Source organism: Streptomyces sp. NPDC002825 (genome assembly GCF_040295385.1).
Lineage (GTDB): Bacteria > Actinomycetota > Actinomycetes > Streptomycetales > Streptomycetaceae > Streptomyces.
Genome location: NZ_JBEOVH010000016.1, coordinates 123,891 through 147,762 on the forward strand (window position 1 = coordinate 123,891; position 23,872 = coordinate 147,762).

Annotated in this window: 26 protein-coding genes; 8 read left to right on the forward strand and 18 right to left on the reverse strand. The window is 71.3% G+C overall.

Annotation, left to right across the window (positions count from 1 at the left end):
• Window positions 1-7 precede the first annotated feature (7 nt).
• Complete coding sequence (locus ABT041_RS21630; RefSeq protein ID WP_351186771.1) at window positions 8-721, reverse strand: antibiotic biosynthesis monooxygenase; 714 nt, start codon at window positions 719-721, stop codon at window positions 8-10.
• Between the two features lie 92 nt (window positions 722-813).
• On the opposite strand from ABT041_RS21630, the gene ABT041_RS21635 reads away from it, so the two are divergent.
• Window positions 814-1,257: a GNAT family N-acetyltransferase gene (locus ABT041_RS21635; RefSeq protein ID WP_351186773.1), complete on the forward strand. Its 444-nt coding sequence runs from the start codon at window positions 814-816 to the stop codon at window positions 1,255-1,257.
• Here ABT041_RS21635 and ABT041_RS21640 read toward each other — a convergent pair.
• Complete coding sequence (locus ABT041_RS21640; protein ID WP_351186775.1) at window positions 1,254-1,991, reverse strand: SDR family NAD(P)-dependent oxidoreductase; 738 nt, start codon at window positions 1,989-1,991, stop codon at window positions 1,254-1,256. The genes ABT041_RS21635 and ABT041_RS21640 overlap by 4 nt on opposite strands.
• 132 nt (window positions 1,992-2,123) lie before the next feature.
• Here ABT041_RS21640 and dapA point away from each other — a divergent pair, with 132 nt between their 5' ends.
• Window positions 2,124-3,011: a 4-hydroxy-tetrahydrodipicolinate synthase gene (gene dapA / locus ABT041_RS21645; RefSeq protein ID WP_351186777.1), complete on the forward strand. Its 888-nt coding sequence runs from the start codon at window positions 2,124-2,126 to the stop codon at window positions 3,009-3,011.
• 16 nt (window positions 3,012-3,027) lie between these two features.
• Here the strand turns inward: dapA and dapD are convergent, their stop codons facing one another.
• From dapD to ABT041_RS21660, 3 genes are read right to left on the reverse strand one after another with little or no spacing between them, the layout of a single operon-like run.
• On the reverse strand, window positions 3,028-4,011 hold the full coding sequence (gene dapD / locus ABT041_RS21650) for a 2,3,4,5-tetrahydropyridine-2,6-dicarboxylate N-succinyltransferase (RefSeq protein ID WP_351186779.1): 984 nt from the start codon (window positions 4,009-4,011) through the stop codon (window positions 3,028-3,030).
• A 44-nt stretch (window positions 4,012-4,055) separates the two neighbouring features.
• On the reverse strand, window positions 4,056-4,658 hold the full coding sequence (locus tag ABT041_RS21655) for a TetR/AcrR family transcriptional regulator (RefSeq protein ID WP_351186781.1): 603 nt from the start codon (window positions 4,656-4,658) through the stop codon (window positions 4,056-4,058).
• Window positions 4,658-4,978 (reverse strand): DMT family transporter, encoded by a 321-nt coding sequence (locus tag ABT041_RS21660; RefSeq protein ID WP_351186783.1) that lies wholly within the window; start codon window positions 4,976-4,978, stop codon window positions 4,658-4,660. The genes ABT041_RS21655 and ABT041_RS21660 overlap by 1 nt, the downstream gene beginning before the upstream one ends.
• 64 nt (window positions 4,979-5,042) lie before the next feature.
• Here ABT041_RS21660 and ABT041_RS21665 point away from each other — a divergent pair, with 64 nt between their 5' ends.
• Window positions 5,043-6,092: an oxidoreductase gene (locus tag ABT041_RS21665; RefSeq protein ID WP_351186785.1), complete on the forward strand. Its 1,050-nt coding sequence runs from the start codon at window positions 5,043-5,045 to the stop codon at window positions 6,090-6,092.
• A 110-nt stretch (window positions 6,093-6,202) separates the two neighbouring features.
• Here ABT041_RS21665 and ABT041_RS21670 read toward each other — a convergent pair whose 3' ends face one another.
• The 9 genes from ABT041_RS21670 to ABT041_RS21710 all read right to left on the reverse strand — a co-directional run bounded on the left by ABT041_RS21670 (window position 6,203) and on the right by ABT041_RS21710 (window position 13,771).
• The gene (locus ABT041_RS21670) at window positions 6,203-6,541 is read right to left on the reverse strand and encodes a metal-sulfur cluster assembly factor (protein WP_017238620.1); all 339 of its coding nucleotides are present in this window, start codon (window positions 6,539-6,541) and stop codon (window positions 6,203-6,205) included.
• On the reverse strand, window positions 6,538-6,999 hold the full coding sequence (gene sufU / locus ABT041_RS21675; protein ID WP_041128635.1) for a Fe-S cluster assembly sulfur transfer protein SufU: 462 nt from the start codon (window positions 6,997-6,999) through the stop codon (window positions 6,538-6,540). Before sufU ends, ABT041_RS21670 begins: the two co-directional genes overlap by 4 nt.
• Window positions 7,000-7,010: 11 nt before the next feature.
• Complete coding sequence (locus ABT041_RS21680) at window positions 7,011-8,279, reverse strand: cysteine desulfurase (protein WP_351186788.1); 1,269 nt, start codon at window positions 8,277-8,279, stop codon at window positions 7,011-7,013.
• Entirely contained in the window at window positions 8,276-9,040 is a 765-nt protein-coding gene (gene sufC, locus ABT041_RS21685) for a Fe-S cluster assembly ATPase SufC (protein ID WP_041128637.1), read from the reverse strand. Before sufC ends, ABT041_RS21680 begins: the two co-directional genes overlap by 4 nt.
• A gap of 7 nt (window positions 9,041-9,047) precedes the next feature.
• Window positions 9,048-9,365: a bifunctional 3-phenylpropionate/cinnamic acid dioxygenase ferredoxin subunit gene (locus ABT041_RS21690; protein ID WP_030692512.1), complete on the reverse strand. Its 318-nt coding sequence runs from the start codon at window positions 9,363-9,365 to the stop codon at window positions 9,048-9,050.
• The gene (sufD, locus tag ABT041_RS21695) at window positions 9,365-10,546 is read right to left on the reverse strand and encodes a Fe-S cluster assembly protein SufD (protein ID WP_351186790.1); all 1,182 of its coding nucleotides are present in this window, start codon (window positions 10,544-10,546) and stop codon (window positions 9,365-9,367) included. The genes ABT041_RS21690 and sufD overlap by 1 nt, the downstream gene beginning before the upstream one ends.
• Before the next feature lie 165 nt (window positions 10,547-10,711).
• On the reverse strand, window positions 10,712-12,127 hold the full coding sequence (gene sufB, locus ABT041_RS21700) for a Fe-S cluster assembly protein SufB (protein WP_041128639.1): 1,416 nt from the start codon (window positions 12,125-12,127) through the stop codon (window positions 10,712-10,714).
• Window positions 12,124-12,849 (reverse strand): helix-turn-helix transcriptional regulator, encoded by a 726-nt coding sequence (locus ABT041_RS21705; RefSeq protein ID WP_351186792.1) that lies wholly within the window; start codon window positions 12,847-12,849, stop codon window positions 12,124-12,126. The genes sufB and ABT041_RS21705 overlap by 4 nt, the downstream gene beginning before the upstream one ends.
• 103 nt (window positions 12,850-12,952) lie before the next feature.
• Complete coding sequence (locus ABT041_RS21710; protein WP_351186794.1) at window positions 12,953-13,771, reverse strand: DUF72 domain-containing protein; 819 nt, start codon at window positions 13,769-13,771, stop codon at window positions 12,953-12,955.
• A 183-nt stretch (window positions 13,772-13,954) separates the two neighbouring features.
• Between ABT041_RS21710 and ABT041_RS21715 the strand changes: the two genes are divergently transcribed.
• The 3 genes from ABT041_RS21715 (at window position 13,955) to ABT041_RS21725 (ending at window position 16,684) form a co-directional block, all read left to right on the forward strand.
• On the forward strand, window positions 13,955-14,890 hold the full coding sequence (locus ABT041_RS21715) for an ABC transporter ATP-binding protein (RefSeq protein WP_351186796.1): 936 nt from the start codon (window positions 13,955-13,957) through the stop codon (window positions 14,888-14,890).
• Complete coding sequence (locus tag ABT041_RS21720) at window positions 14,887-15,651, forward strand: ABC transporter permease (protein ID WP_351186798.1); 765 nt, start codon at window positions 14,887-14,889, stop codon at window positions 15,649-15,651. The genes ABT041_RS21715 and ABT041_RS21720 overlap by 4 nt, the downstream gene beginning before the upstream one ends.
• Window positions 15,652-15,715: 64 nt before the next feature.
• Window positions 15,716-16,684, forward strand: a complete 969-nt coding sequence (locus tag ABT041_RS21725; protein WP_351186876.1) for a COX15/CtaA family protein — start codon at window positions 15,716-15,718, stop codon at window positions 16,682-16,684.
• Window positions 16,685-16,758: 74 nt separating this feature from the next.
• Here ABT041_RS21725 and ABT041_RS21730 read toward each other — a convergent pair whose 3' ends face one another.
• From ABT041_RS21730 to ABT041_RS21745, 4 genes are all read right to left on the reverse strand, one after another.
• Complete coding sequence (locus ABT041_RS21730) at window positions 16,759-17,676, reverse strand: immunity 49 family protein (protein WP_351186800.1); 918 nt, start codon at window positions 17,674-17,676, stop codon at window positions 16,759-16,761.
• A gap of 75 nt (window positions 17,677-17,751) precedes the next feature.
• Window positions 17,752-18,828 carry an amidohydrolase family protein gene (locus ABT041_RS21735; protein ID WP_351186802.1) on the reverse strand — a complete coding sequence of 359 codons (1,077 nt, stop codon included), beginning with the start codon at window positions 18,826-18,828 and terminating at the stop codon, window positions 17,752-17,754.
• Window positions 18,829-18,908: 80 nt separating this feature from the next.
• Window positions 18,909-19,229 (reverse strand): hypothetical protein, encoded by a 321-nt coding sequence (locus ABT041_RS21740; protein ID WP_351186804.1) that lies wholly within the window; start codon window positions 19,227-19,229, stop codon window positions 18,909-18,911.
• A 99-nt stretch (window positions 19,230-19,328) separates the two neighbouring features.
• A complete protein-coding gene (locus ABT041_RS21745) occupies window positions 19,329-20,276 on the reverse strand; it encodes a heme o synthase (RefSeq protein ID WP_351186806.1) in 948 nt (315 codons plus the stop codon).
• 348 nt (window positions 20,277-20,624) lie between these two features.
• Between ABT041_RS21745 and tkt the strand changes: the two genes are divergently transcribed.
• Both tkt and tal read left to right on the forward strand, forming a co-directional pair.
• Window positions 20,625-22,712, forward strand: coding sequence for a transketolase (gene tkt, locus ABT041_RS21750; RefSeq protein ID WP_351186808.1), 2,088 nt, complete (start codon window positions 20,625-20,627; stop codon window positions 22,710-22,712).
• A gap of 37 nt (window positions 22,713-22,749) precedes the next feature.
• Window positions 22,750-23,868, forward strand: coding sequence for a transaldolase (gene tal, locus ABT041_RS21755; protein WP_351186810.1), 1,119 nt, complete (start codon window positions 22,750-22,752; stop codon window positions 23,866-23,868).
• Window positions 23,869-23,872: the final 4 nt, after the last annotated feature.

Here is a 23,872-nt window from a genome sequence, read left to right on the forward strand (position 1 = left end):
AATACGGTCACACGCCCGCGTCGAGACTCAGCGCGGGCGTGTACCTCCGCACCCGGCTGCCGACGAGCCCCGGGTACGCGTGCACCCGCTTCCAGGCCGCGCCGAGCGGGGCGGAATCCGCCTGCCACTCGCTGCGGGCCCGCTCGGTCTCCCACTCGGCGAGGTTCAGGACGCGGGTGCCGTCGAGGGACCGGTGGAAGTGCGCGGCGATCCCGCCGTGCGCCGCCCGCTTCCCCGCGTCGTCGGCCATGGCGGTGCACACGGCCTCCACCCAGGCCTCCTGCCGCTCCGCGTCCGGCCCGTCGAAGTCGACCTCGACGACCGCGACCGCCCCGGGCAGTGCCCCGGCGCTCTCCTCGTCGAGGACGGCGGAGCGGAGCGGGGGCGCGTAGCGGCGCAGCTCCACCCGCTCGATGCCGGGGACGGCGGCGTCGATCTCGGCGTTCCGGTCGTCGCGGTGGGTGCGGACGAAGTCGTCGTAGGCCTCCGGGGCCGTCCACTGGGAGTAGTGCAGCAGCGTGTCCCCGTCCGTGCCGATGTAGACGCTGTACGAGAGCAGCCCCAGGTCGGGCCATTCCCGGCTCTCCCAGGCCTTGCGGATGGCCTCGACGGCGGCCCGCTGCCGCTCGGGGGTGGCGACCCGCCAGGTGCTGGCCAGGACGGCGCCGACGCCGGGGCGGTGGAGGTCGGGGCGGGCGTCGGGGCGGGCGACGGCGTTCATGGAGGGTCTCCTGTTCCTCGGGGGCTATGACTCCACCGTCTTCCCTCAACCATGGTTGAGGTCAAGGGGGTTGCCCGTGGGAGACTGCTTTCATGATCCTTCGCCCCGCCACCCGCGCCGAACTGCCCGCCGTCCTCGCCCTGCTCGCCGACGAGGACAGGGTCGTGGACCCCGGCTCGGTCGTCGTCACCGAGGCGTACGAGCGGGCCTTCGCGGACATCGAGGCCGATCCGCGCAACGAGGTGCTCGTCCTGGTGGACGGGGACCTCGTCCTGGGCTGCCTCCAGGCCACGTACATCCCGGGGCTCGGCAAGGGCGGCGCCGAGCGGGCCCTGATCGAGGCGGTCCGGATCAGGGCCGACCGGCGGGGCGGCGGGCTGGGCCGGGAGCTGATGGAGCGGGCCGTGGCGCGGGCGAAGGAGCGCGGCTGCGCGCTCGTCCAGCTGACCAGCAACAAGCGGCGTACGGACGCCCACCGCTTCTACGCCTCGCTGGGCTTCGCCCGCAGCCACGACGGCTTCAAACTGGCGCTCTAGCCGAGCAGGTGCCCACCACCGTCGACGAGGAGGATCTCTCCCGTGATGTACGAGGCGTGGGCGAGGTCGAAGACGGCCCCGGCGATGTCCTCGGGGCGGCCGACCCGGCGCAGCGGGACGACACCGGCCACGTGCTCCTTGGCGGCGTCGGCGCCCTCCACCCCGTCGAACCAGGGGGTGTCGATGAGGCCGGGCGCGACCGCGTTGACGCGGATGTCGGGGCCGAGGGTCTTGGCGAGGAGCTTCGTCATGTGGTTGACGGCGGCTTTGGAGACCGAGTACGGGATGGAGCTGCCGCCGGGCCGGACGCCGGCCTGGGAGGAGATCGTCACGATGTTGCCGCGGGTCTTCCGCAGGTGCGGGACGGCGGCGGTGACGGTCTGCCAGACGCCGATGACGTTGACGTCGTAGAGGTGGCGCCAGACCTCGGGCGAGGCGGCTTCGAGGTCGTCGTGCGGGATGAACCGGGTGGTGCCCGCGCAGTTGACGAGGAGGTCGAGGCGGCCGTACGCCTCCACGGCGGCCGCGACGAGCCGGGCGGCCTGGGTCTCGTCGGAGACGTCGGCCTGGACGTAGACGGCGTCCGGCAGTTCGGCGGCGAGGGCCTGGCCCGCTTCGACCGAGCGCCCCGAGTTGACGACGACCCGGTAGCCGGCGTCGGCGAGCCGTCGGGCGACGGCCGCTCCGATGCCCGAGGACGAGCCGGTGACGAGTGCGACGCGCTGTTCGCTCATGTGCGTTCTTCTCCATGTCCCCCTGTCGCGCCCGGCCGATCATGCCAGACGCCCATCGTTCACAGAAACTGAATTCTCGAACCAAGCAGATCTAAGTGGACCTTCACGATCGCTCCCGCACAGACTTCTCGAATGAACACTGAACGCCCCTTCGGGCGCGCCCTGTGCGCGATGGTCACCCCGTTCGACGCCACCGGCGGCCTCGACCTGGACGCGGCGCGTGAGCTCGCCGCCCGGCTCGTCGCGGAGGGCTGCGACGGTCTGGTCCTCAACGGCACGACGGGAGAGTCCCCGACCACCACGGACGCGGAGAAGGCCGCGCTGATCCGCGCGGTGCGGGACGAGGTCGGCCCCGGCCCGGCGGTCCTCGCGGGCGTCGGCACCGCCGACACCCTGCACACCGCGGAGCTCGCCCGGCAGGCCGAGAAGGCGGGGGCGGACGGGCTGCTCGTCGTCACCCCGTACTACAGCCGTCCCCCGCAGGCCGCCGTCGAGGCGCACTTCCTGAAGGTCGCGGACGCGACCGGTCTCCCGGTGATGGTCTACGACATCCCGGTCCGCACCGGCACCCGGATCGAGCCCGCGACGATGCGGCGGCTCGCCCGGCACCCGCGGATCGTGGCGGTGAAGGACTGCTCGTACGACCTGCTCGGCTCGGCCCGGCTGATCGCGGAGACCGGGCTCGCGTACTACTCGGGCTGCGAGGAGCTGAACCTGCCGCTGTACGCGGTGGGCGGCGCCGGCTTCGTGAGCACGGTGGCCAACGTCGTACCGCGTCGGCTGCGGGCGGTCCTGGACGCCTTCGACGCGGGCGACACCGCGGGCGCGGCCCGGCTCAACGCCCTGACCCTGCCGCTGGCCGAGCTGATGATGGCCTCGGGCCTGCCGGGCACGGTGACCGCGAAGGCTCTGCTCGGCGGCCCGGTGCGCGAACCGCTGCAGCCCGCCGACCGGGAGACGGCCGACGGGCTGCGGGCTGCGCACGAGGCGCTGCTTCGGGCGGGCTCCGCGTCGCGCTGACCGCGGAGCCGCCGGATCAGTTGTGGCTGTGCAGGATGTCGTTGAGGCCGCCCCAGACCGCGTTGTTCGGGCGGGCCTCGACGGCGCCGGTGACCGAGTTGCGGCGGAAGAGGATGTTCGAGGCGCCGGAGAGCTCGCGGGCCTTGACGATCTGGCCGTCGGGCATGGTGACCCGGGTGCCGGCGGTGACGTACAGACCGGCCTCGACGACGACCTCGTCGCCGAGCGCGATGCCGACGCCCGCCTCGGCGCCGATGAGGCAGCGCTCGCCGATGGAGATGACGACGTTGCCGCCGCCGGAGAGGGTGCCCATGGTGGAGGCGCCGCCGCCGATGTCGGAGCCGTTGCCGACGACGACGCCGGCGGAGATGCGGCCCTCGACCATCGAGGTGCCGAGGGTGCCGGCGTTGAAGTTGACGAAGCCCTCGTGCATGACGGTGGTGCCGGCGGCGAGGTGGGCGCCGAGGCGGACGCGGTCGGCGTCGGCGATCCGGACCCCGGCGGGCACGACGTAGTCGGTCATGCGCGGGAACTTGTCGATCGAGGTCACCTGGAGGTGCAGGCCCTCGGCGCGGGCGTTGAGCCGGACCTTCTCGATGTCGTCGACGGCGACCGGGCCGAGCGAGGTCCAGGCGACGTTGGCGAGCAGGCCGAAGACGCCGTCCAGGCTCTGGCCGTGCGGCTTGACCAGCCGGTGGCTCAGCAGGTGGAGGCGGAGGTAGGCGTCGTGGGCGTCGAGCGGCTTCTCGTCGAGCGAGGCGATGACGGTGCGGACGGCGACCACCTCGACGCCACGGCGGGCGTCCACGCCGAGGGCCTTGGCGGCGCCCTCTCCGAGGGCGTTGACGGCCTCGTCGGGGGTGAGCCGCTGCGTGCCGGCGGGGCCGGCCTCTTCGGTCAGCTCGGGGGCGGGGAACCAGGTGTCGAGAACGGTGCCGTCGCCGGCGATGGTGGCGAGGCCGGCGGCGACGGCGCCGGTGGTGCGAGGAGCAGTGGTCATGACGGAAAACCTAACCGGCGGGCCCCCGCCCGGGCCAACCGGTCTCAGGTGTCGGTCGAGTCCGTCGGCGGTTCCGACGAGGCCGTGAGCGGTGGATTCGGTCCTTCGTTCAGGACCCGGGCGAGGATCACGCGCGCGTGGTTCTCGTCGTAGGCGCCGTCGGTGAGCAGGACCTGGAGGCAGATGCCGTCCATGACGGCGACCAGGGCGCGGGCGGTGAGGGGGTCGGTGCGGTGGGCCAGGGAGGCGACGACGGACTCGGTCCACTCGGCGGCGACCGGGCGCAGGGCGGGCCGGCGCAGGGCGGCGAGGTAGAGCTCGTACTCCAGCTCCACGCGCGCGCGTTCGCCGCCGAGCCACTCCCCCAGGAGCCGGGCGAGCGCGGTGGCGAGGCCGGTGTCCGGGTCGGTGAGGGCGGGGTGCTCGCGGAGCAGCCGTCCGAAGCCCTCGTTGGCCTTGCGGAGCGCCGCGACGAGGAGTTCGTCGAGGGAGGCGAAGTGGTACGTGGTGGAGCCGAGCGGCACGTCGGCCTCGGCGGCCACCGTGCGGTGGCTCAGGCCGCCGAGGCCGGCGCGCCCGACGACGGTGAGGGCGGCGTCGACGATCCGCTCGCGGCGGTCGGGGTCGTACCTCCGGGCCCGGGCCATCAGTGCGCGCCGCCGAGGTTGAGGACGGCGACGCCGACGATGATGAGGAGGATTCCGGCGATCTTGGCGGGGCCCAGGCTCTCGCCGAGGAAGAGGAAGCCGATGACGGCGACGGCGGCGGTGCCGACCCCGGACCAGATGGCGTAGGCGGTGCCGACCTGGAGGGTCTTGAGCGCCTGGGCGAGGAGCGCGAAGGAGATGAGATAGCCCGCCCCGGTGACGAGGGACGGCCAGAGCCGGCTGAAGCCCTCGCTGTACTTCATCGAGGTGGTGGCGAGTATCTCCGCCGCAATGGCGCCCGCAAGGAGTCCGTAACCCATGCGTACGAGCGTACACAGTGCTGCGTACGGTCGTACACAACGGCCCCCCGATACGGTGTCCCGCATGACGTATCCCCCAGGTCCGCCAGGACCGCCCCACGGCTACGGCTATCCGCCGCCGCCCCCGCCGCCGAAGCCCGGAGTCATACCCCTGGCGCCGCTCGGTTTCAGCACGATCCTGACCGGCGCCTTCGCCACCTTCGGCCGCTACTGGAAGCAGCTGCTCGGGGTCGCGGGAGCCGTCTACGGCGCCGCGCTCCTGGTCGTCGCCGCGGCGGTCGGCATCGGATACGCAAGCGTCGGGGACGCCTTCCCCGCCGTGTTCGATCTGCCGGAGGGCCAGGACCCCCGCTGGGAGGACGTCCGGCCGCTGCTCGTCGCCTTCGTCTGCGTCTGGATCGCCGCCATGGTCGCGATCCTGTGCGCCAACACCGTGGTGGCGGCCGCCTGCCCGGCCGTGGTCCAGGAAGCCGTCCTCGGCCGGCCCACCACCTTCGGCGCGGTCTGGCGCCGGGCCTGGTCCCGGACGCCGGCCGTCTTCGGCACCATGGTGCTGACCACGCTCACCCTGCTGCTCCCGGCCGCGCTCTTCCTTGCGGCCTTCGTCGCCCTGACCGTGGCGCTGATCGCGGTCCGGACCGGCCCGCTGATCGCGCCGTTCCTGGCGCTGATCGGCGCGACGGTCACCCTGCCGCTCGCCCTCTGGATCTGGATCAAGTTCAGCCTCGCCCCGGCGGCGGCCGTCATCGAGAACCAGGGCGCCCTCGCCTCGATGCGCCGCTCCTCGTCCCTGGTCCGGGGCTCGTGGTGGCGGGTCTTCGGCGGCCTGCTCGCCGCCGGCGTGATGGCCGCCGTGGTGAGCTGGCTGATCCAGCAGGTCCTCGCCCTGCTGCTCTCGGCACCCCTGGCGGCCGCGGACTTCTCCGGCCACGACCCCAACGCCCTGATCGCCTCCTTCCTCATCCTCTTCGGCGTCCTCGCCGTGGGCCAGCTGGTCAGTCAGGCCGTCGTCTCCGTCTTCCCGCCCCTGGTCACGGCGCTGTTCTACGTCGACCAGCGCATCCGCAAGGAGAACCTGGCCCCGGAGCTGGCCCGCGCGGCGGGTCTCCTCTAGCCAGGTCTCCTCCAGCCCCGCGGGACGACCGCAGGGCACGCGGAACAGCCTCCGGACATGCGGAACGGCCGCGCCCCGAAGGGCGCGGCCGTTCTCACGTACACCTGCGATCAGACGTTGAAGCCGAGCGCGCGAAGCTGCTCGCGGCCGTCGTCCGTGATCTTGTCCGGGCCCCACGGGGGCATCCAGACCCAGTTGATCTTCAGCTCGTTGACGATGCCGTCCGTCGCGGACTTCGCCTGGTCCTCGATCACATCGGTCAGCGGACAGGCCGCCGACGTCAGGGTCATGTCCAGCGTCGCGACGTTCGAGTCGTCGATGTGGATGCCGTAGATCAGGCCCAGGTTGACGACGTCGATCCCCAGCTCGGGGTCGACGACGTCGTACAGCGCCTCACGGACTTCTTCCTCGGAGGCCGGCTTCATCGTGGCCTCGGCGTTCTCGGTCATGCCGACTTCCTCTCCGCGTCACCCAGCGCCTGGGCGGTCGCGTCCTTCCACGCCATCCAGCTGAGCAGCGCGCACTTCACACGGGCCGGGTACTTGGAGACCCCGGCGAACGCGACGGCGTCCTCCAGGACCTCCTCCATCGCGTCGTCCGGCTCGATCTGGCCCTTGGACTGCATCAGCTCCAGGAAGGTGCCCTGGATCTTCTGCGCCTCGGCCAGCTCCTTGCCGACGAGCAGCTCGTTGAGGACGGAGGCCGAGGCCTGGCTGATGGAGCAGCCCTGGCCCTCGTACGACACGTCCTCGATGCGCGAGCCGTCGTACTTCACGCGGAGCGTGATCTCGTCGCCGCACGTCGGGTTGACGTGGTGCACCTCGGCGTCGCCGTCCCGAAGACCGCGCCCGTGCGGGTGCTTGTAGTGGTCCAGGATGACGTCCTGGTACATCGAATCCAGCTTCACGAGCCGTTCCCCTAGCCGAAGAAGTTACGGACGTGCTCCAGCCCCTCGACCAGGGCGTCGACCTCGGCCGGAGTGGAGTACAGATAGAACGACGCTCGCGTGGTCGCGGGAATTCCGTACCGCAGGCAGACCGGCCGCGCGCAGTGGTGGCCGACCCGGACCGCGATGCCCTGCTCGTCGAGGACCTGGCCCACGTCGTGCGGGTGGATGTCGCCCAGCGTGAAGGAGATCGCCGCGCCGCGGTCCTCGGCCGTGGTGGGGCCGATGATCCGCAGGTCAGGGACCTCCTGGAGGCGGCGGACGGCGTACTCGGTGATCGCGTGCTCGTGGCGCGCGATGTTCTCCATGCCGATCGCCGACAGGTAGTCCACGGCCGCGCCGAGGCCGACGGCCTGGGCGATCGGGGGTGTACCCGCCTCGAACTTGTGCGGGGCCGGCGCGTACGTCGAGGAGTGCATCGAGACGGTCTCGATCATCTCGCCGCCGCCGAGGAAGGGCGGGAGGTCCTCCAGGAGCTCCTGCCGTCCCCACAGCACGCCGATGCCGGTCGGGCCGCACATCTTGTGGCCGGTGAAGGCCACGAAGTCGGCCTGGAGCGCCTGCACGTCCAGGACCATGTGCGGGGCCGCCTGGGAGGCGTCGATGCAGACGAGCGCACCGACCTCCTGGGCGCGGCGGATGATCGTCTCCACCGGGTTGACCGTGCCGAGCAGGTTCGAGACCAGCGTGAACGAGACGATCTTGGTCTTCTCGGTGATGACCTCCTCGATGTTCGAGAGGTCGAGGCGGCCGTCGTCGGTGAGGCCGAACCACTTCAGCTTCGCGCCCGTGCGCTGCGAGAGCAGCTGCCACGGCACGATGTTGGAGTGGTGCTCCATCTCCGTGATGGCGATCTCGGTCTCGTGGTCCACGCGGTAGGGCTCGTCGGCCCAGCCCAGCATGTTGGCCACGAGGTTGAGCGACTCGGAGGCGTTCTTGGTGAAGATCACCTCGTCGCGGCTCGGCGCGTTGATGAAGGCCGCGACCTTGTCACGGGCGCCTTCGTACAGCGCCGTCGCCTCCTCGGCGACCGTGTAGACGCCGCGGTGGACGTTGGCGTTGTGACGCTCGTAGTACTGGTTGAGCGCGTCGAGGACCTGGCGCGGCTTCTGCGAGGTCGCCGCGGAGTCGAGGTACACGATCTTCTTGCCGTCGTGGACCACGCGATCCAGGAGCGGGAAGTCCTTGCGGATCGCCTCGGTGTCGAGGAGGCCGGAGAGCCCCTGATGGGCAGAAGTCACGCGGATGCGCCACCCTTCACGTACTTGTCGTAGCCCTCGTTCTCCAGCTGGTCGGCGAGCTCGGCGCCGCCGGACTCGACGATGCGGCCGTTCGCGAACACGTGCACGAAGTCGGGCTTGATGTAGCGCAGGATGCGCGTGTAGTGGGTGATCAGCAGGGTGCCGACCTCACCGGTCTCGCGGACGCGGTTGACGCCCTCGGAGACGATGCGCAGGGCGTCGACGTCGAGGCCGGAGTCGGTCTCGTCGAGGATCGCGATCTTCGGCTTGAGGAGCTCCAGCTGCAGGATCTCGTGGCGCTTCTTCTCACCGCCGGAGAAGCCCTCGTTGACGTTGCGCTCGGCGAAGGCCGGGTCCATCTGGAGCTGCTCCATCGCGGACTTGACCTCCTTCACCCAGGTGCGCAGCTTGGGCGCCTCGCCGCGGACGGCGGTGGCGGAGGTGCGCAGGAAGTTGGAGACCGAGACGCCGGGGACCTCGACCGGGTACTGCATGGCGAGGAAGACGCCGGCGCGGGCGCGCTCGTCGACCGACATCTCCAGGACGTCCTCACCGTCGAGGGTGACGGTGCCGCCGGTGACCGTGTACTTCGGGTGACCCGCGAGGGAGTACGCCAGGGTCGACTTGCCGGAGCCGTTGGGGCCCATGACGGCGTGGGTCTCGCCCTGCTTGATGGTCAGGTCGACGCCCTTGAGGATCTCGCGGGGGCCGTTCTCCGCCTCGACGGAGACGTGCAGGTCGTGGATTTCAAGCGTAGCCATGGGTGACTCAGGACTCCTGGGTGACGGAGACGAGCACATCGTCCCCTTCGATCTTTACGGGGTATACGGGGACGGGGCGCGTCGCGGGAAGGCCGGAGGGCTTGCCGGTGCGCAGGTCGAAGCTGGAGCCGTGCAGCCAGCACTCGATCGCGCAGTCCTCGACCTCGCCCTCCGAGAGGGAGACGTTCGCGTGCGAGCAGATGTCGTTGATCGCGTACACCTCGCCCTCGGTGTGCACGACCGACACCGGCGTGCCGTCGACCTCGACCCGCTTCGGGGTGTCGGCCTCCAGCTCGCTCAGCGCGCAGACTCGGACGAAGGCCATCAGACGGAGGCCTCCAGCTCGGCCTCGATCTTGGCGAGGAGGCGCTCCTGGACGTCCGGCAGACCGATCTGCTGGACGAGCTCCGCGAAGAAGCCGCGGACGACGAGGCGGCGGGCCTCGGCCTCCGGGATGCCGCGGGCCATCAGGTAGAAGAGCTGCTCGTCGTCGAAGCGGCCGGTGGCCGAGGCGTGACCGGCGCCGGCGATCTCGCCGGTCTCGATCTCCAGGTTCGGCACGGAGTCGACCCGGGCGCCGTCCGTGAGGACCAGGTTCCGGTTGAGCTCGTACGTGTCGGTGCCCTCGGCGGCGGCCTGGATGAGCACGTCGCCGATCCAGACGGCGTGCGCGTCCTGGCCCTGCAGCGCGCCCTTGTAGGCCACGTTGGACTTGCAGTGGGGGAGGTTGTGGGTGACCAGGAGGCGGTGCTCCTGGTGCTGGCCGGCGTCGGTGAAGTACAGGCCGAAGAGCTCGGCCTCGCCGCCGGGGCCCGCGTACTCGACGCGCGGGTGGATGCGGACGACGTCGCCGCCGAAGGTGACGACGACCGACTTGAAGGAGGCGTCACGGCCGACGAGGGCGTTGTGCTGGGCGACGTGGACGGCCTTCTCGTCCCAGTCCTGGACGGAGACGACGGTCAGCTTGGCGCCGTCGCCGAGGACGTAGTCCACGTTGGCGGCGAGCACGGCGTCACCGGTGTGGTCGATGACCACGACGGCCTCGGCGAAGGCGCCGAGCTCGATCACCTGGTGGGCGAAGGCGACGCCGCCCTGGCCGTGCACGGAGATGCGGATCGGCTCGGTGAGCACCGTCTCCTTGGCGACGGTGACGACGCCGGCCTTCTCGAAGGAGGAGTACGCCTGGGCGGCGACGCGGTCGACGGGCGTGCCGGCCTTGCCGAGGCGCTCGTCGTCGCGGCCGACGGTCTCCACGGTGACGCCCTCGGGGGCCTCGACCTCGACCTTCACGCCCTCGCCGGAGGCGACGGCGGTGCCGTCGTGGAGTCCGCGCAGGCGGGCCAGCGGGGTGAACCGCCACTCCTCCTCACGGCCGTGCGGGACGGGGAAGTCCGCGACGTCGAAGGACGGGGGCGCGCTCATGCGCGTGGCGACGGTGGACTCTGCGGCCACCGCGATCGAGCCGGCGGTGGTGGAGCCCGCCGGGATGTTCTGAGCCTCAGCCATGGCTGTCGTCTTGCTCTCTTCCTGCCTCGTCTTACGGGCCCGCCCCGTGCGGTGGGCCGGTCCGGCCGGGCGCCTTGCGGCGCCGGCCGGGAACCTGCCGTCGTGCGGCGGACTCGCGGGGCTCAGCGACTGAGCCCGGGTCGTTTGCCTGGTCTGCGGGGCGCTCTAGCCCACCGCGCCTTCCATCTGCAGCTCGATCAGCCGGTTGAGCTCCAGGGCGTACTCCATGGGGAGCTCCTTGGCGATGGGCTCGACGAAGCCGCGGACGATCATCGCCATGGCCTCGAACTCGGTGAGGCCGCGGCTCATCAGGTAGAAGAGCTGGTCCTCGGAGACCTTGGAGACGGTCGCCTCGTGGCCCATGGAGACGTCGTCCTCGCGCACGTCCACGTAGGGGTACGTGTCGGAGCGGGAGATCGTGTCGACGAGCAGCGCGTCGCAGAGGACGTTGGACTTGGCGCCCGGGGCACCCTCGCCGATCTCGATGAGACCGCGGTAGGAGGTGCGGCCGCCGCCTCGCGCCACCGACTTGGAGACGATGTTGGAGGAGGTGTTCGGGGCCATGTGGACCATCTTGGCGCCGGCGTCCTGGTGCTGGCCCTCGCCCGCGAAGGCGATGGACAGGGTCTCGCCCTTGGCGTGCTCGCCCATGAGGTAGACGGCCGGGTACTTCATGGTGACCTTGGAGCCGATGTTGCCGTCGACCCACTCCATGGTGGCGCCCTCGTAGGCGACGGCGCGCTTGGTCACCAGGTTGTAGACGTTGTTCGACCAGTTCTGGATGGTCGTGTAGCGGCAGCGGCCGCCCTTCTTCACGATGATCTCGACGACCGCGGAGTGCAGCGAGTCGGAGGAGTAGATCGGGGCGGTGCAGCCCTCGACGTAGTGGACGTAGGCGTCCTCGTCGACGATGATCAGCGTCCGCTCGAACTGGCCCATGTTCTCCGTGTTGATGCGGAAGTAGGCCTGGAGCGGGATCTCGACGTGCACGCCCTTCGGCACGTAGATGAAGGAGCCGCCGGACCACACGGCCGTGTTCAGGGAGGCGAACTTGTTGTCGCCGACCGGGATGACGGTGCCGAAGTACTCCTTGAAGAGCTCCTCGTGCTCCTTCAGCGCGGTGTCGGTGTCGACGAAGATGACGCCCTGCTCCTCCAGGTCCTCGCGGATCTGGTGGTAGACGACCTCGGACTCGTACTGGGCGGCGACACCGGCGACGAGGCGCTGCTTCTCCGCCTCCGGGATGCCGAGCTTGTCGTACGTGTTCTTGATGTCCTCCGGCAGGTCCTCCCAGGACTCGGCCTGCTTCTCGGTGGACCGCACGAAGTACTTGATGTTGTCGAAGTCGATGCCGGAGAGGTCGGAGCCCCAGGTCGGCATGGGCTTCTTGTCGAAGAGGCGCAGACCCTTGAGACGCAGCTTCAGCATCCACTCGGGCTCGTTCTTCTTCGCGGAGATGTCGCGGACGACGTCCTCGTTCAGTCCGCGCTTGGCCGCGGCGCCGGCCGCGTCGGAGTCGGCCCAGCCGTACTCGTACCGACCCAGGCCCTCGAGCTCGGGGTGGCTGATCTCGGTGGTCATGCGGGGTTCCTCCCGGCCGTGCTTGCGGATGCTGATTCGTTGGTCTGTGGGGCGCCGTGCGGGATGAACGTGGTGCAGACGCCGTCACCATGCGCGATGGTGGCCAGACGCTGGACGTGCGTTCCCAAGAGGCGGGAGAAGAACTCCGTCTCCGCCTCGCACAGCTGGGGGTACTGCTCGGCGACGTGGGCTACCGGGCAGTGGTGCTGGCAGAGCTGCTCGCCGACCGGCGCGTTCCGCGCAGTGGCAGCGTACCCGTCCGCCGTGAGGGCCTTGGCCAGCGCCTCGGTCCGCTGGGCGGGCTCGGCCGACTCGACGGCCTCGCGGTACGCCCCGGCCTGCGCCTCGATCCGGTCGCGGGCGAAGGCGGCGACGGCCGCCTCTCCTCCCGCGTTGCGCTCGATCCAGCGGAGCGCCTCGACGGCGAGGGAGTCGTACGACTGGTCGAAGGCGTCCCGGCCGCAGTCGGTGAGCGCGAAGACCTTCGCGGGGCGGCCGCGGGACCGGGTCCCGTAGACGCGCTGCTCGCGGGCTTCGACGACGTTCTCGGCGACCAGCGAGTCGAGGTGGCGGCGGACGGCGGCCTGGGTGAGGCGGAGCCGTCCGGCGAGGTCGGCGACGGTCGAGGGACCGTGGTCCAGGATCGACCGCGCGACCCGGTTGCGCGTGGAACGCTCTCGGGTCGCGAGTTCCTCCACCGGAGCCGCGCCAACGTTTTTCACAACGCCATTGTTGCGTAATTAATCGGGGAGTGACAAGCGGCGTCCGGACCCGTGACGATGTCGTGCGTCACTCAGGTAAGGCTTACCTGACCTGCGGAAACGATCATTCGTGGGATGAATCACCAGCCCTCCGACCAGGGCCTTCGGGCCCGCCCCGGCCTCCCGGCCACACCGTCGTCCCGGCCACCGTCCGGCCGCGCGAACGCATCAGACGCGCGAAGAACTCCGCGTCGCGGACGGCCGCGCCGCCGGGGTCGTTGTTGAAGAACGCGAACACGTCCGCGCCCTCCGGCCAGGCCCCCGCGATCCGGTCCGCCCAGGTCCCCAGCGCCTGGCGGCCGTAGCGGGGCCAGGGCCGGGCCCGTCCCTCATGGAAGCGCACGTACCCCCAGTCCGCCGTCCGCCACAGCGGCGTCGCGGGCCGCGAGCCGCGGTCAGCCCAGCACAGGGCGGCCCCGCGGTCCCTCAGGACCCCGGCGATCCCCTCGGTCCACCACGAGTCGTGCCGCGGCTCGACCGCCACCCGCACCCCGGGCGGGAAGCACGCGACCACCGCGTCCAGCAGCCCCGCGTCCGCGCGCAGCGTCGGCGGCAGCTGGAGCAGGACGGGACCGAGCCGGTCCCCGAGCGCGTCCGCCCGTCCCATCAGCCGTTCCACGGGCTCCTCGGGATCCCTCAGACGCTTGATGTGGGTGAGGAAGCGGCTCGCCTTCACCGCCATGACGAAGCCGGGGGGCGTCCGCTCCCGCCACGCGGCGAAGGTGTGGCGCTCGGGCAGCCGGTAGAAGGCGTTGTTGTTCTCCACGGTCGCGAACACGCGCGCGTACTCCTCCAGCCAGAGCCGCTGCGGCAGGCCCTCGGGATAGAGCACGCCCCGCCAGTCCCGGTACTGCCAGCCGGACGTGCCGATGTACACGGCCATGTGCCGCCCCTTCCCCGTACGGGACGGCTCACCCGGGCCGGGGAGGGGGAGTCCCGGGGCCGGGAGGGCATCTCGGGGCCGGGAGGACGTCCCGGGCCGGAAGGGTGCCCCCCGGATTCCGGCCGCGGCCGGAATCCGGGGGCGCGGCCCGGGCGCACCCGCCGGGTCCTTAGACTTCCGGACATGTCATACGAGTCCGTCGGCAGTGCCGTCGAGGTGCGTGGCCTGCTCAAGCGGTACGGAAACAAGACCGCCGTCGACGGCCTCGACCTCGACGTACGCGCGGGCACCGTCACCGCCGTCCTCGGCCCCAACGGGGCCGGCAAGACCACCACCATCGAGACCTGCGAGGGCTACCGCAGGCCCGACGGCGGCACCGTCCGCGTCCTCGGCCTCGACCCGATCGCCGACGCCGCCGCCCTGCGGCCCAGGATCGGCGTGATGCTCCAGTCGGGCGGCGTCTACTCCGGCGCCCGCGCCGACGAGATGCTCCGCCACATGGCGAAGCTGCACGCCCACCCCCTCGATGTGGACGCCCTCGTCGAGCGGCTGGGCCTCGGCTCCTGCGGCCGCACCACCTACCGGCGCCTCTCCGGCGGCCAGCAGCAGCGCCTCGCGCTCGCCATGGCCGTCGTCGGCCGCCCCGAGCTCGTCTTCCTCGACGAGCCCACCGCGGGACTCGACCCGCAGGCCCGCCGCGCCACCTGGGACCTCGTCCGCGAGCTGCGCGCCGACGGCGTCACCGTGGTCCTCACCACCCACTTCATGCAGGAGGCGGAGGAGCTCGCCGACGACGTCGCCATCGTCGACGCCGGCCGGGTCGCCGCCCAGGGCAGCCCCGAGGAGCTGTGCCGCGGCGGCGCCGAGAACACCCTGCGCTTCACCGGGCGTCCCGGCCTCGACCTCGGCTCCCTGCTCAAGGCGCTGCCGGACGGCTCGGCCGCCGCGGAACCCCTCCCCGGCACGTACCGGATCACCGGCACCGTCGACCCCCAGCTGCTCGCCACGGTCACCACCTGGTGCGCCCAGCACGGCGTCATGCCCGACGGCATCTCCGTCGAACGCCACACCCTCGAAGACGTTTTTCTTGAGCTCACCGGCAAGGAGCTGCGGTCATGAGCACGGGTACCTACTCCCCGAAGCCCGGTGCCGCCCCCGTCGGGCGGATGATCGCCGCGCAGACCGCCCTGGAGACCAGGATGCTGCTGCGCAACGGCGAGCAGCTGCTCCTGACCGTGATCATCCCCTCGCTGCTCCTGGTGCTCTTCTCCACGGTCGACGTCGTCGACACCGGAGAGGGCGAGGCCGTCGACTTCCTCGCCCCCGGCGTCCTCGCCCTGGCCGTGATGTCCACCGCCTTCACCGGCCAGGCCATCGCGACCGGTTTCGAGCGGCGGTACGGGGTGCTCAAGCGGCTCGGAGCCTCACCGCTCCCCCGCTGGGCGCTCATGACCGCCAAGACGCTCTCCGTCCTGGTCACCGAGGTCCTCCAGGTCGTGCTCCTGACGGCGATCGCCCTGGCCCTCGGCTGGTCCCCGCAGGGCAACCCCTTCTCGGTCCTGCTGCTCCTGGTCCTCGGCACGGCCGCCTTCTCCGGGCTCGGCCTCCTGATGGCCGGCACCCTCAAGGCCGAGGCCACCCTGGCCGCCGCGAACCTGGTCTTCCTGCTGCTCCTGGTGGCCGGCGGGGTCATGGTCCCGCTGGAGAAGTTCGGCGCCGCGGGCGACGTGCTCGCGCTGCTCCCGATCTCGGCCCTCTCCGACGGGCTGCGCGACATCCTCCGGGACGGGGCCTCGATGCCGTGGGCCGACGCGGGGATCCTGGCCGTCTGGGCGGTCCTGGGGCTCGGTGCGGCGGCGAAGTTCTTCCGCTGGGAGTAACCGTAAGGTTCCGTTCCGCCATATACGCCCCCCTCGTGAAAGCGCGCACAAGCGCCGCCCTACGATAGGGCCCGTGCTGACCCCCCTCGCCTACATCGCCAAGCGCTGGACCCCGTCCCCCCGGACGCTCCGGCGCGCCGCGCTCTCCGCCGTCGTGATGAGCGTCCTCATCATCGTCACCGGCGGCGCGGTCCGGCTGACCGGTTCCGGTCTCGGCTGCGACACGTGGCCGAAGTGCACGGACGACAGCCTCATCGTGACGCCCGAGCAGGGCTACCGGGGCGCGATCGAGTTCGGCAACCGCATGCTGACGTACGTCCTGTCGGCGGCGGTCGGCTGGGCGATCGTCGCGGCCCGCTCCACCAAGCCCTGGCGCCGCGGGCTCACCCGGCTCGCCTGGGCCCAGTTCTGGATCGTGATGAGCAACGCCGTCATCGGCGGCATCACGGTCTGGATGGGCCTCAACCCGTGGACCGTGGCCGGCCACTTCATCGCCGCCAACTCACTGCTCACGGTCGCCGTCATCACCTGGCACCGCACCGGCGAGGGCGACACCGACCCCCGGCCGCGCGTGCCGCGTCCGGTCCGGAAGCTGTCCTGGGCCATCACGCTCGTCTCCGCGCTCCTGATCGTGCTCGGCACGACGGTCACCGGCGCCGGCAAGCACGCCGGCGACAGCAGCGACGTCCCGCGCATGCCGTGGGACTGGACGAACGCCGCCCACGTCCACGCGATCGCCGCCTGGGTCGTCTGCGCCCTCGCGCTCGCGATGTGGCTGGTGCTGCGTGTGGTGGACGCCCCGGACGACACGAGGGCCCGCGCCCGCGACCTGCTGATCGTGCTGCTCGCGCAGGGCGCGATCGGTTACGTCCAGTACTTCACCGGGGTCCCCGAGCTGCTGGTCGCCGCGCACATGCTCGGCTCCTCGCTGATGTGGATCGCGGTCCTGCGCCTGGCGCTGAGCCTGCGCGAGCGCCCGCTCGCCACGCCGGAGATCCCGGCCCAGACCGACCCCGAGCTCGCGACCGCCTGAGCCACCGGGGCCGGGTCCGACACCTCCCGGAGCCTCCGGGGCACCCGCACCGCGCGGGGCCCCGGAGGTTCCGTCTATACGGACACCGGCCCGCGCAGCGGCGCCTCCGGCAGATAGCCGGAGCGGACTCCCGGCTCCCAGCCGTGCGCCAGGTGCGCGAGCGCGGCCAGCACGACGGCGCCCGTGGGCAGCAGGGTCCTCGGCCGCGGATCGGCACCGACACCCGCGCGGTGCTCCTCCAGCCGCACCGCGAGCGCCTGCTCGAAGGCCTCGCGGTCGTCGTCGAGCAGCACGCGCAGCAGCCGCTGGTCCGGGCCGAGGGGACCGGCCTCGTCGAGGGCCCGCGCCGCGGCCGCCCGCTCCTCCGCCTCGGGCCGCCTCACCGGGACGGGACCGGGTACGGCACCGGGGTAGGGCCCGCTCTGGACGGTCAGGTAGGCGCACAGCGCGTCCATCTCCGCGAGGTCCGCCGGCTCCGAGACCGAGTCGAAGCGCGAGTACGGGACTCCGGAGCGGATCGCGGGCGCGTAGTCCTCCCGGAGCAGCGGCCCGATCACCCGCCGCCGCTCCCAGGCCAGCCCGCTGATCAGGCACAGAGCGAAGGTGTCGACCCAGGTCCGGGCGGTGGGCACCCGGTGGTCCCGGTCCCAGCTCTCCTCGAAGAGCTGGTCGTCGCTGGAGAGCGTCCGGTCGGCGAGGGGCAGCGGGACCTCCCAGTCGCCGCCGGGGAAGCACCCGATGCCCAGCACGCCGAGGGCACACTCGGCGGCGGTGAGCAGCGCCGTCCGCGAGGCGTCCGCGGCGAGCGCGGGGTCCTCCAGGGTGCGGGCCCCGACGTGGTCGAGGAGCTGGTCGCGCAGCTCCCCGAGCGCCGACAGCGACATGCCGCCGTAGCGGAGGTCGTGCCAGCGGTCGAAGGTCAGCACCCGGGCGTCCTCCAGTGCCTTCTCGATCCTCTTCCCGTCGACCTCGTGCCGTGCCACTTCCCGCATGCCGCGCTCCCCGTGATCCGTTCGATCGTGCCCGGGAACGCTACCAAGGGGCACTGACGGTCCGGGTCGGCCGGGTCACGCGAGCCGGTAGACCCGTTTCGCGTTCCCCGCCGCGATCATCGCGGCGACCCGCTGCGCGTCCGTACGGGACCAGGCGCCGTCCATGACCCACTCGCCGAGCACCCGGGCGAGCGCCGAGCGGAACGCGTTCGCCGCGACCACGTGGAGCTCGGGGAGACCCTGGGCGCCGCTGGAGAACAGCAGCTTGCCGAAGGGCGCGCGCTCCAGGACCTCGGCGAGGACGGCCGCTGCCCGGGCCCCCGTGTGGGCGAGGACGGGGCCGAGATCGGCGTACACGTGCGGGTGAAGTCCGGTGAGGTGGGCGGCCGCCCGGTGGTACGGGTAGCGGTGCAGCAGCACCAGGTCTGCGCCGAGTCCCGAGGTGGCGGCGGCGAAGCCGTCGAGGGCGCCCGGATCCTCCGTGTGCAGCTGGAGGGGGCGTCCGGCCGTCACCGCGATCCACAGCAGATGGCGCAGCAGGACGGGGTCGGTGAGCCGGCCGCCCGCGGGGCGGCCGGCCAGCCAGCGCGCCGCGGCTCCCCGTACCTCTCCGGGACCGGGCGGCTCGGGCGCGCTCGCGGACGCGGAGGCCTCGGAGGCGAAGGCCACCGCGCCGGCGGCGGCCCCGTGGACGGCCTCGGTGAGGTTGGCGAGGAAGGCCTCGACAGTGCCCGAGGTGTCGGCGACCTGCTCGGCGAGGGGTTCGAGGCGGACGATCTCATGGGCCTCGGCGGCGCCCGCGGCGCCGAGCTCGGCGGGGCGGGTGAGGTCGCCGGGCAGCCCGGTGTCGACCAGGTAGGTGGAGATCCCGGAGGCGCGGAGCAGCCGGCGGCCGGCCTCGGCGGCGCCGAGTTCCCGGCGGCGGGCGAGGTAGCGGGCGGGCGGGCAGTGCGGTTCGAGGCCGAGGAGCGGCGGGCACCAGCGGCGCACGGCGAAGCCGGTCTGGGTGTCGAAGAAGGTGGTGCCCGCGGCGGGCAGCACGCCGTCCCCGCCCAGGTGCGCACCCAGCTGGGCCTCGAAGGTGCCGAGGCCGAGCTCCGTACGGAGCACCCCGTGGCAGTACTGGTCCACCAGGTGCGGCGTGTCGATCATCTCGGGGGGCTCCCTGTGTGGACGTGTCTCCACACGTCCTAACGGGTGAGCCCCGCGCGAGGTTGTTGCCTCAGCCGTTGTCAGCTGTTGGAGGGGCCGCCGATCTGGATACCGGCCATCCGGGTCCACTCGTACGGTCCGGTGGAGACCTTGGCGGCGAACTCGCCGTCGAACTCCTCGTGGAGGGTCAGACCGGCCTTCTCGGCGGCCTTGGTCGCGACCTCGTACGTCGGGGCGACGAGGTCGCCCCAGCCGCCGTCCGTGCCGACCAGGACGATCCGGGTGCCCGCCTGGCCGATGTGCGCGAGGTGCCCCTCGGAGCCGCCGTGGGCCTTGGAGAAGGCCTGGATCTCCTTGGCGAGCCGGGCCGCCTTGCGCTCTGCCTGCTTCGTTTCTGCCATGACACGGATGCTACCGAGGGGTAGATCGAACGGCGACGGCCGGGCCACGTGGCCTATCCCACGTGACCCGGCCGTCGGACCGAGCCGATCATCTGAGCGCTAGCGGAGGAAGGGGTCCACCGCGACCGCCACGAAGAGCAGCGAGACATAGGTGATGGACCAGTGGAAGAGGCGCATCTCCTTGAGCTTGGCGCCCGTCACCTCGGCCTTGGCGCGGTTGAGGAGCGCGTGCGCCTCCCAGAGCCACCAGCCGCCGGTGAGCAGGGCCACGGCGGTGTAGAACCAGCCGGTGTAGCCCAGCGGGGTGAGGAGCAGGGAGACGGCGACCATCACCCAGCTGTAGGCCACGATCTGCTTGGCGACGACCTTGTTGGAGGCGAGGACCGGCAGCATCGGCACGCCCGCGCGTGCGTAGTCGTCCTTCACCTTCATCGACAGCGGCCAGTAGTGCGGCGGCGTCCAGAAGAAGATGACGAGGAAGAGGATGACCGCGGCCCAGGACATCGAGTTCGTCACGGCCGACCAGCCGATGAGCACCGGCAGGCAGCCGGCGATGCCGCCCCAGACGATGTTCTGGGCGGTGCGCCGCTTCAGGATCATCGTGTAGATCACGACGTAGAAGAGGAGCGCGCCGAGCGAGAGCGCGGCGGACAGCCAGTTGACGAGCAGCCCGAACCAGAGCGTGGAGACCACGGCCAGGGTGAGTCCGAAGACCAGGCCCTCGCGCGGGGTGAGGACGCCGGTGACGAGCGGACGCTGGGAGGTCCGGTCCATCAGGGCGTCGATGTCGCGGTCGATGTACATGTTCAGCGCGTTGGCGCCGCCCGCGGACAGGTAGCCGCCGAAGCAGGTGGCGAGCACCAGCCACAGGTCGGGCACGCCCTGCTCGGCGAGGAACATCACCGGAACGGTCGTGATGAGCAGCAGCTCGATGATCCGCGGCTTGGTCAGCGCCACGAATGCCTTGACGCGGGCCCCGAACGGCCGATGGCCCCCCGGGCTGGGAGTCAAGACGACCCCTGCGGGTCGGGACTCGACGGCCGTCACGCACACCCCTGACAGAGAAATTCCCAGCAAGCTCCCCGGGTGAAGACGGGGTAAAGCTTGCGCGTACCACGCCACTGTAGACGTTGCCCAGACGCCGATCTTCGCGGGGGTGGGGTCGTGTTGGTGCGGTACGTCCCAAGGGGTGGACACGGTTCTTGCGCGGCTCCGGGCGCGCCTCGGGAGGCGAACTCCCACGACCACCGGCACTCTTGCTGTGTCCTTCTATTTCTCCGCTCATTTGAGGGGCATGGACACGAAAAGAGGGGCGTTCCGCGGGGGTAGGCTCGACAACGCCGGTACACCCTCAGTCACCGGCTTCAGACATGTGGAGAGGAGCCCTGACCCAGGGTGAGCACTAAGCCGACCACCACAGACCTCGAGTGGACCGAGTTGGACCAGCGGGCTGTCGACACCGCCCGCATCCTGGCCGCGGACGCCGTACAGAAGGTCGGCAACGGCCATCCCGGTACGGCGATGAGCCTGGCGCCCGCCGCGTACACCCTCTTCCAGAAGGTGATGCGGCACGACCCGGCCGACCCCGAGTGGGTCGGGCGCGACCGGTTCGTCCTCTCCGCGGGACACTCGTCCCTGACCCTCTACACCCAGCTGTACCTGGGTGGCTTCGGTCTCGAGCTGGACGACCTGAAGGCCTTCCGCACCTGGGGCTCGAAGACCCCCGGCCACCCGGAGTACGGTCACACCGCCGCCGTCGAGACGACCACGGGCCCGCTGGGCCAGGGTGTCGCCAACGCCGTGGGCATGGCGATGGCCGCCCGCTACGAGCGCGGCCTGTTCGACCCGGAGGCCGCCACGGGCACCTCCCCGTTCGACCACCGCGTCTACGTGATCGCCGGTGACGGCTGCCTCCAGGAGGGCATCTCCGCCGAGGCGTCCTCGCTCGCCGGCCACCAGAAGCTCGGCAACCTGATCCTGCTGTGGGACGACAACCACATCTCGATCGAGGGCGACACCGAGACGGCCGTGTCCGAGGACACGATGAAGCGGTACGAGGCCTACGGCTGGCACGTCCAGCGCGTGGAGCCGAAGTCCAACGGCGACCTGGACCCGGCCGCGCTGTACGCGGCGATCAAGGCCGCCGAGGCCGAGACCGAGCGTCCGTCGTTCATCGCGATGCGCTCGATCATCGCCTGGCCCGCCCCGAACGCGCAGAACACCGAGGCCTCGCACGGCTCGGCGCTCGGCGACGAGGAGATCGCGGCCACCAAGCGCGTCCTCGGCTTCGCCCCGGAGCAGACCTTCGAGGTCGGCGACGAGGTCATCGCCCACACCCGTGCGCTCGGCGACCGCGGCCGTGAGGCCCGCGCCGCGTGGGAGAAGCGGCTCGCGGAGTGGCGTACGGCCAACCCGGAGCGCGCCGCCGAGTTCGACCGCATCCAGGCCAACGAGCTGCCGGCCGGCTGGGCCGAGAAGCTCCCGGTCTTCGAGCCGGGCAAGGGCATCGCGACGCGTGCCGCGTCCGGTCAGGTCCTGCAGGCGCTCGGCGCGGTGATCCCGGAGCTGTGGGGCGGCTCGGCCGACCTCGCCGGCTCCAACAACACCACGATCGACAAGACGTCCTCCTTCCTCCCGGAGGGCAACCCGCTGCCGGAGGCCGACAAGTACGGCCGCACGATCCACTTCGGCATCCGCGAGCACGCCATGGCCGCGGAGATGAACGGCATCGCGCTGCACGGCAACACGCGGATCTACGGCGGCACCTTCCTGGTGTTCTCCGACTACATGCGCAACGCCGTGCGCCTGTCCGCCCTGATGCACCTGCCGGTGACCTACGTCTGGACCCACGACTCGATCGGTCTGGGCGAGGACGGCCCGACGCACCAGCCGGTGGAGCACCTGGCCTCGCTGCGCGCGATCCCGGGTCTGAACGTGGTCCGTCCGGCCGACGCCAACGAGACGGCCCTGGCCTGGCGCGAGATCATGCAGCGCCACACCAAGGTCTTCGGCAAGGGTGCCCCGCACGGTCTGGCGCTCACCCGCCAGGGCGTGCCGACGTACGCGCCGAACGAGGACACCGTCAAGGGCGGCTACGTGCTGTTCGAGGCGGAGGGCGGCACGCCCGAGGTCGTGCTGATCGGCACGGGCTCCGAGGTGCACCTGGCCGTCGAGGCCCGTGAGCAGCTCCAGGCCGCCGGCGTCCCGACCCGGGTGGTCTCGATGCCGTCCGTGGAGTGGTTCGAGGAGCAGGACCAGGCGTACAAGGACTCGGTCCTGCCGCCGTCGGTGAAGGCCCGGGTCGCGGTCGAGGCCGGCATCGGTCTCACCTGGCACAAGTACGTCGGTGACGCCGGCCGAATCGTCTCGCTCGAGCACTTCGGTGCCTCGGCGGACGCGAAGGTCCTCTTCCGCGAGTTCGGTTTCACGCCGGAGGCGATCGTCGCCGCCGCGCGGGAATCCGTGGCCGCCGCCGCGCGCTGACGTCCATACGTACGACTTAATTGGAGATGCAACTCTCATGACAGACGCTCTCAAGCGCCTCTCCGACGAAGGCGTCGCGATCTGGCTGGACGACCTCTCGCGCCAGCGGATCACGTCCGGCAACCTGGCCGAGCTGATCGACCAGAGCCACGTGGTCGGTGTGACCACGAACCCGTCCATCTTCCAGAAGGCCATCTCGGAGGGGCACGGCTACGACCAGCAGCTGGCCGACCTCGCCGCCCGCAAGGTGACCGTCGACGAGGCCATCCGCATGATCACGACGGCGGACGTCCGTGACGCCGCCGACATCCTGCGCCCGGTCTTCGACGCGACGGACGGCCAGGACGGCCGGGTCTCCATCGAGGTCGACCCGCGTCTCGCCCACGAGACGGCCGCCACCATCGCCGAGGCCAAGCAGCTGGCCTGGCTGGTGGACCGCCCCAACACCCTGATCAAGATCCCGGCCACCAAGGCGGGCCTGCCGGCGATCACCGAGGTCATCGGCCTCGGCATCAGCGTCAACGTCACGCTGATCTTCTCGCTGGAGCGCTACCGCGCGGTCATGGACGCCTACCTGGCGGGTCTGGAGAAGGCCCGCGAGCGCGGCCTCGACCTGTCGAAGATCCACTCGGTGGCGTCCTTCTTCGTGTCCCGGGTGGACACGGAGATCGACAAGCGCCTGGTCGCCCTCGGCACCGACGAGGCGAAGGCGCTCAAGGGCAAGGCCGCCCTGGCCAACGCCCGGCTGGCCTACGAGGCGTACGAGGAGGTCTTCTCCTCCGACCGCTGGGCCGCCCTCGACAAGGCGCAGGCCAACAAGCAGCGTCCGCTGTGGGCCTCGACCGGCGTCAAGGACCCGGCGTACAAGGACACGCTGTACGTCGTGGACCTGGTCGCGCCCGGCACGGTGAACACCATGCCGGAGGCCACCCTGGAGGCCACCGCCGACCACGGCGAGGTCACCGGTGACACCATCCGCGGCACGTACGAGCAGTCGCGCGCCGAGCTGGCGGCCGTCGAGAAGCTGGGCATCAGCTACGACGACGTCGTCCAGCTCCTGGAGGACGAGGGCGTCGAGAAGTTCGAGGCGTCCTGGAACGACCTGCTCAAGTCCACCGAGGCGGAGCTTCAGCGCCTCGCACCTTCGGAGGCGTAAGCAC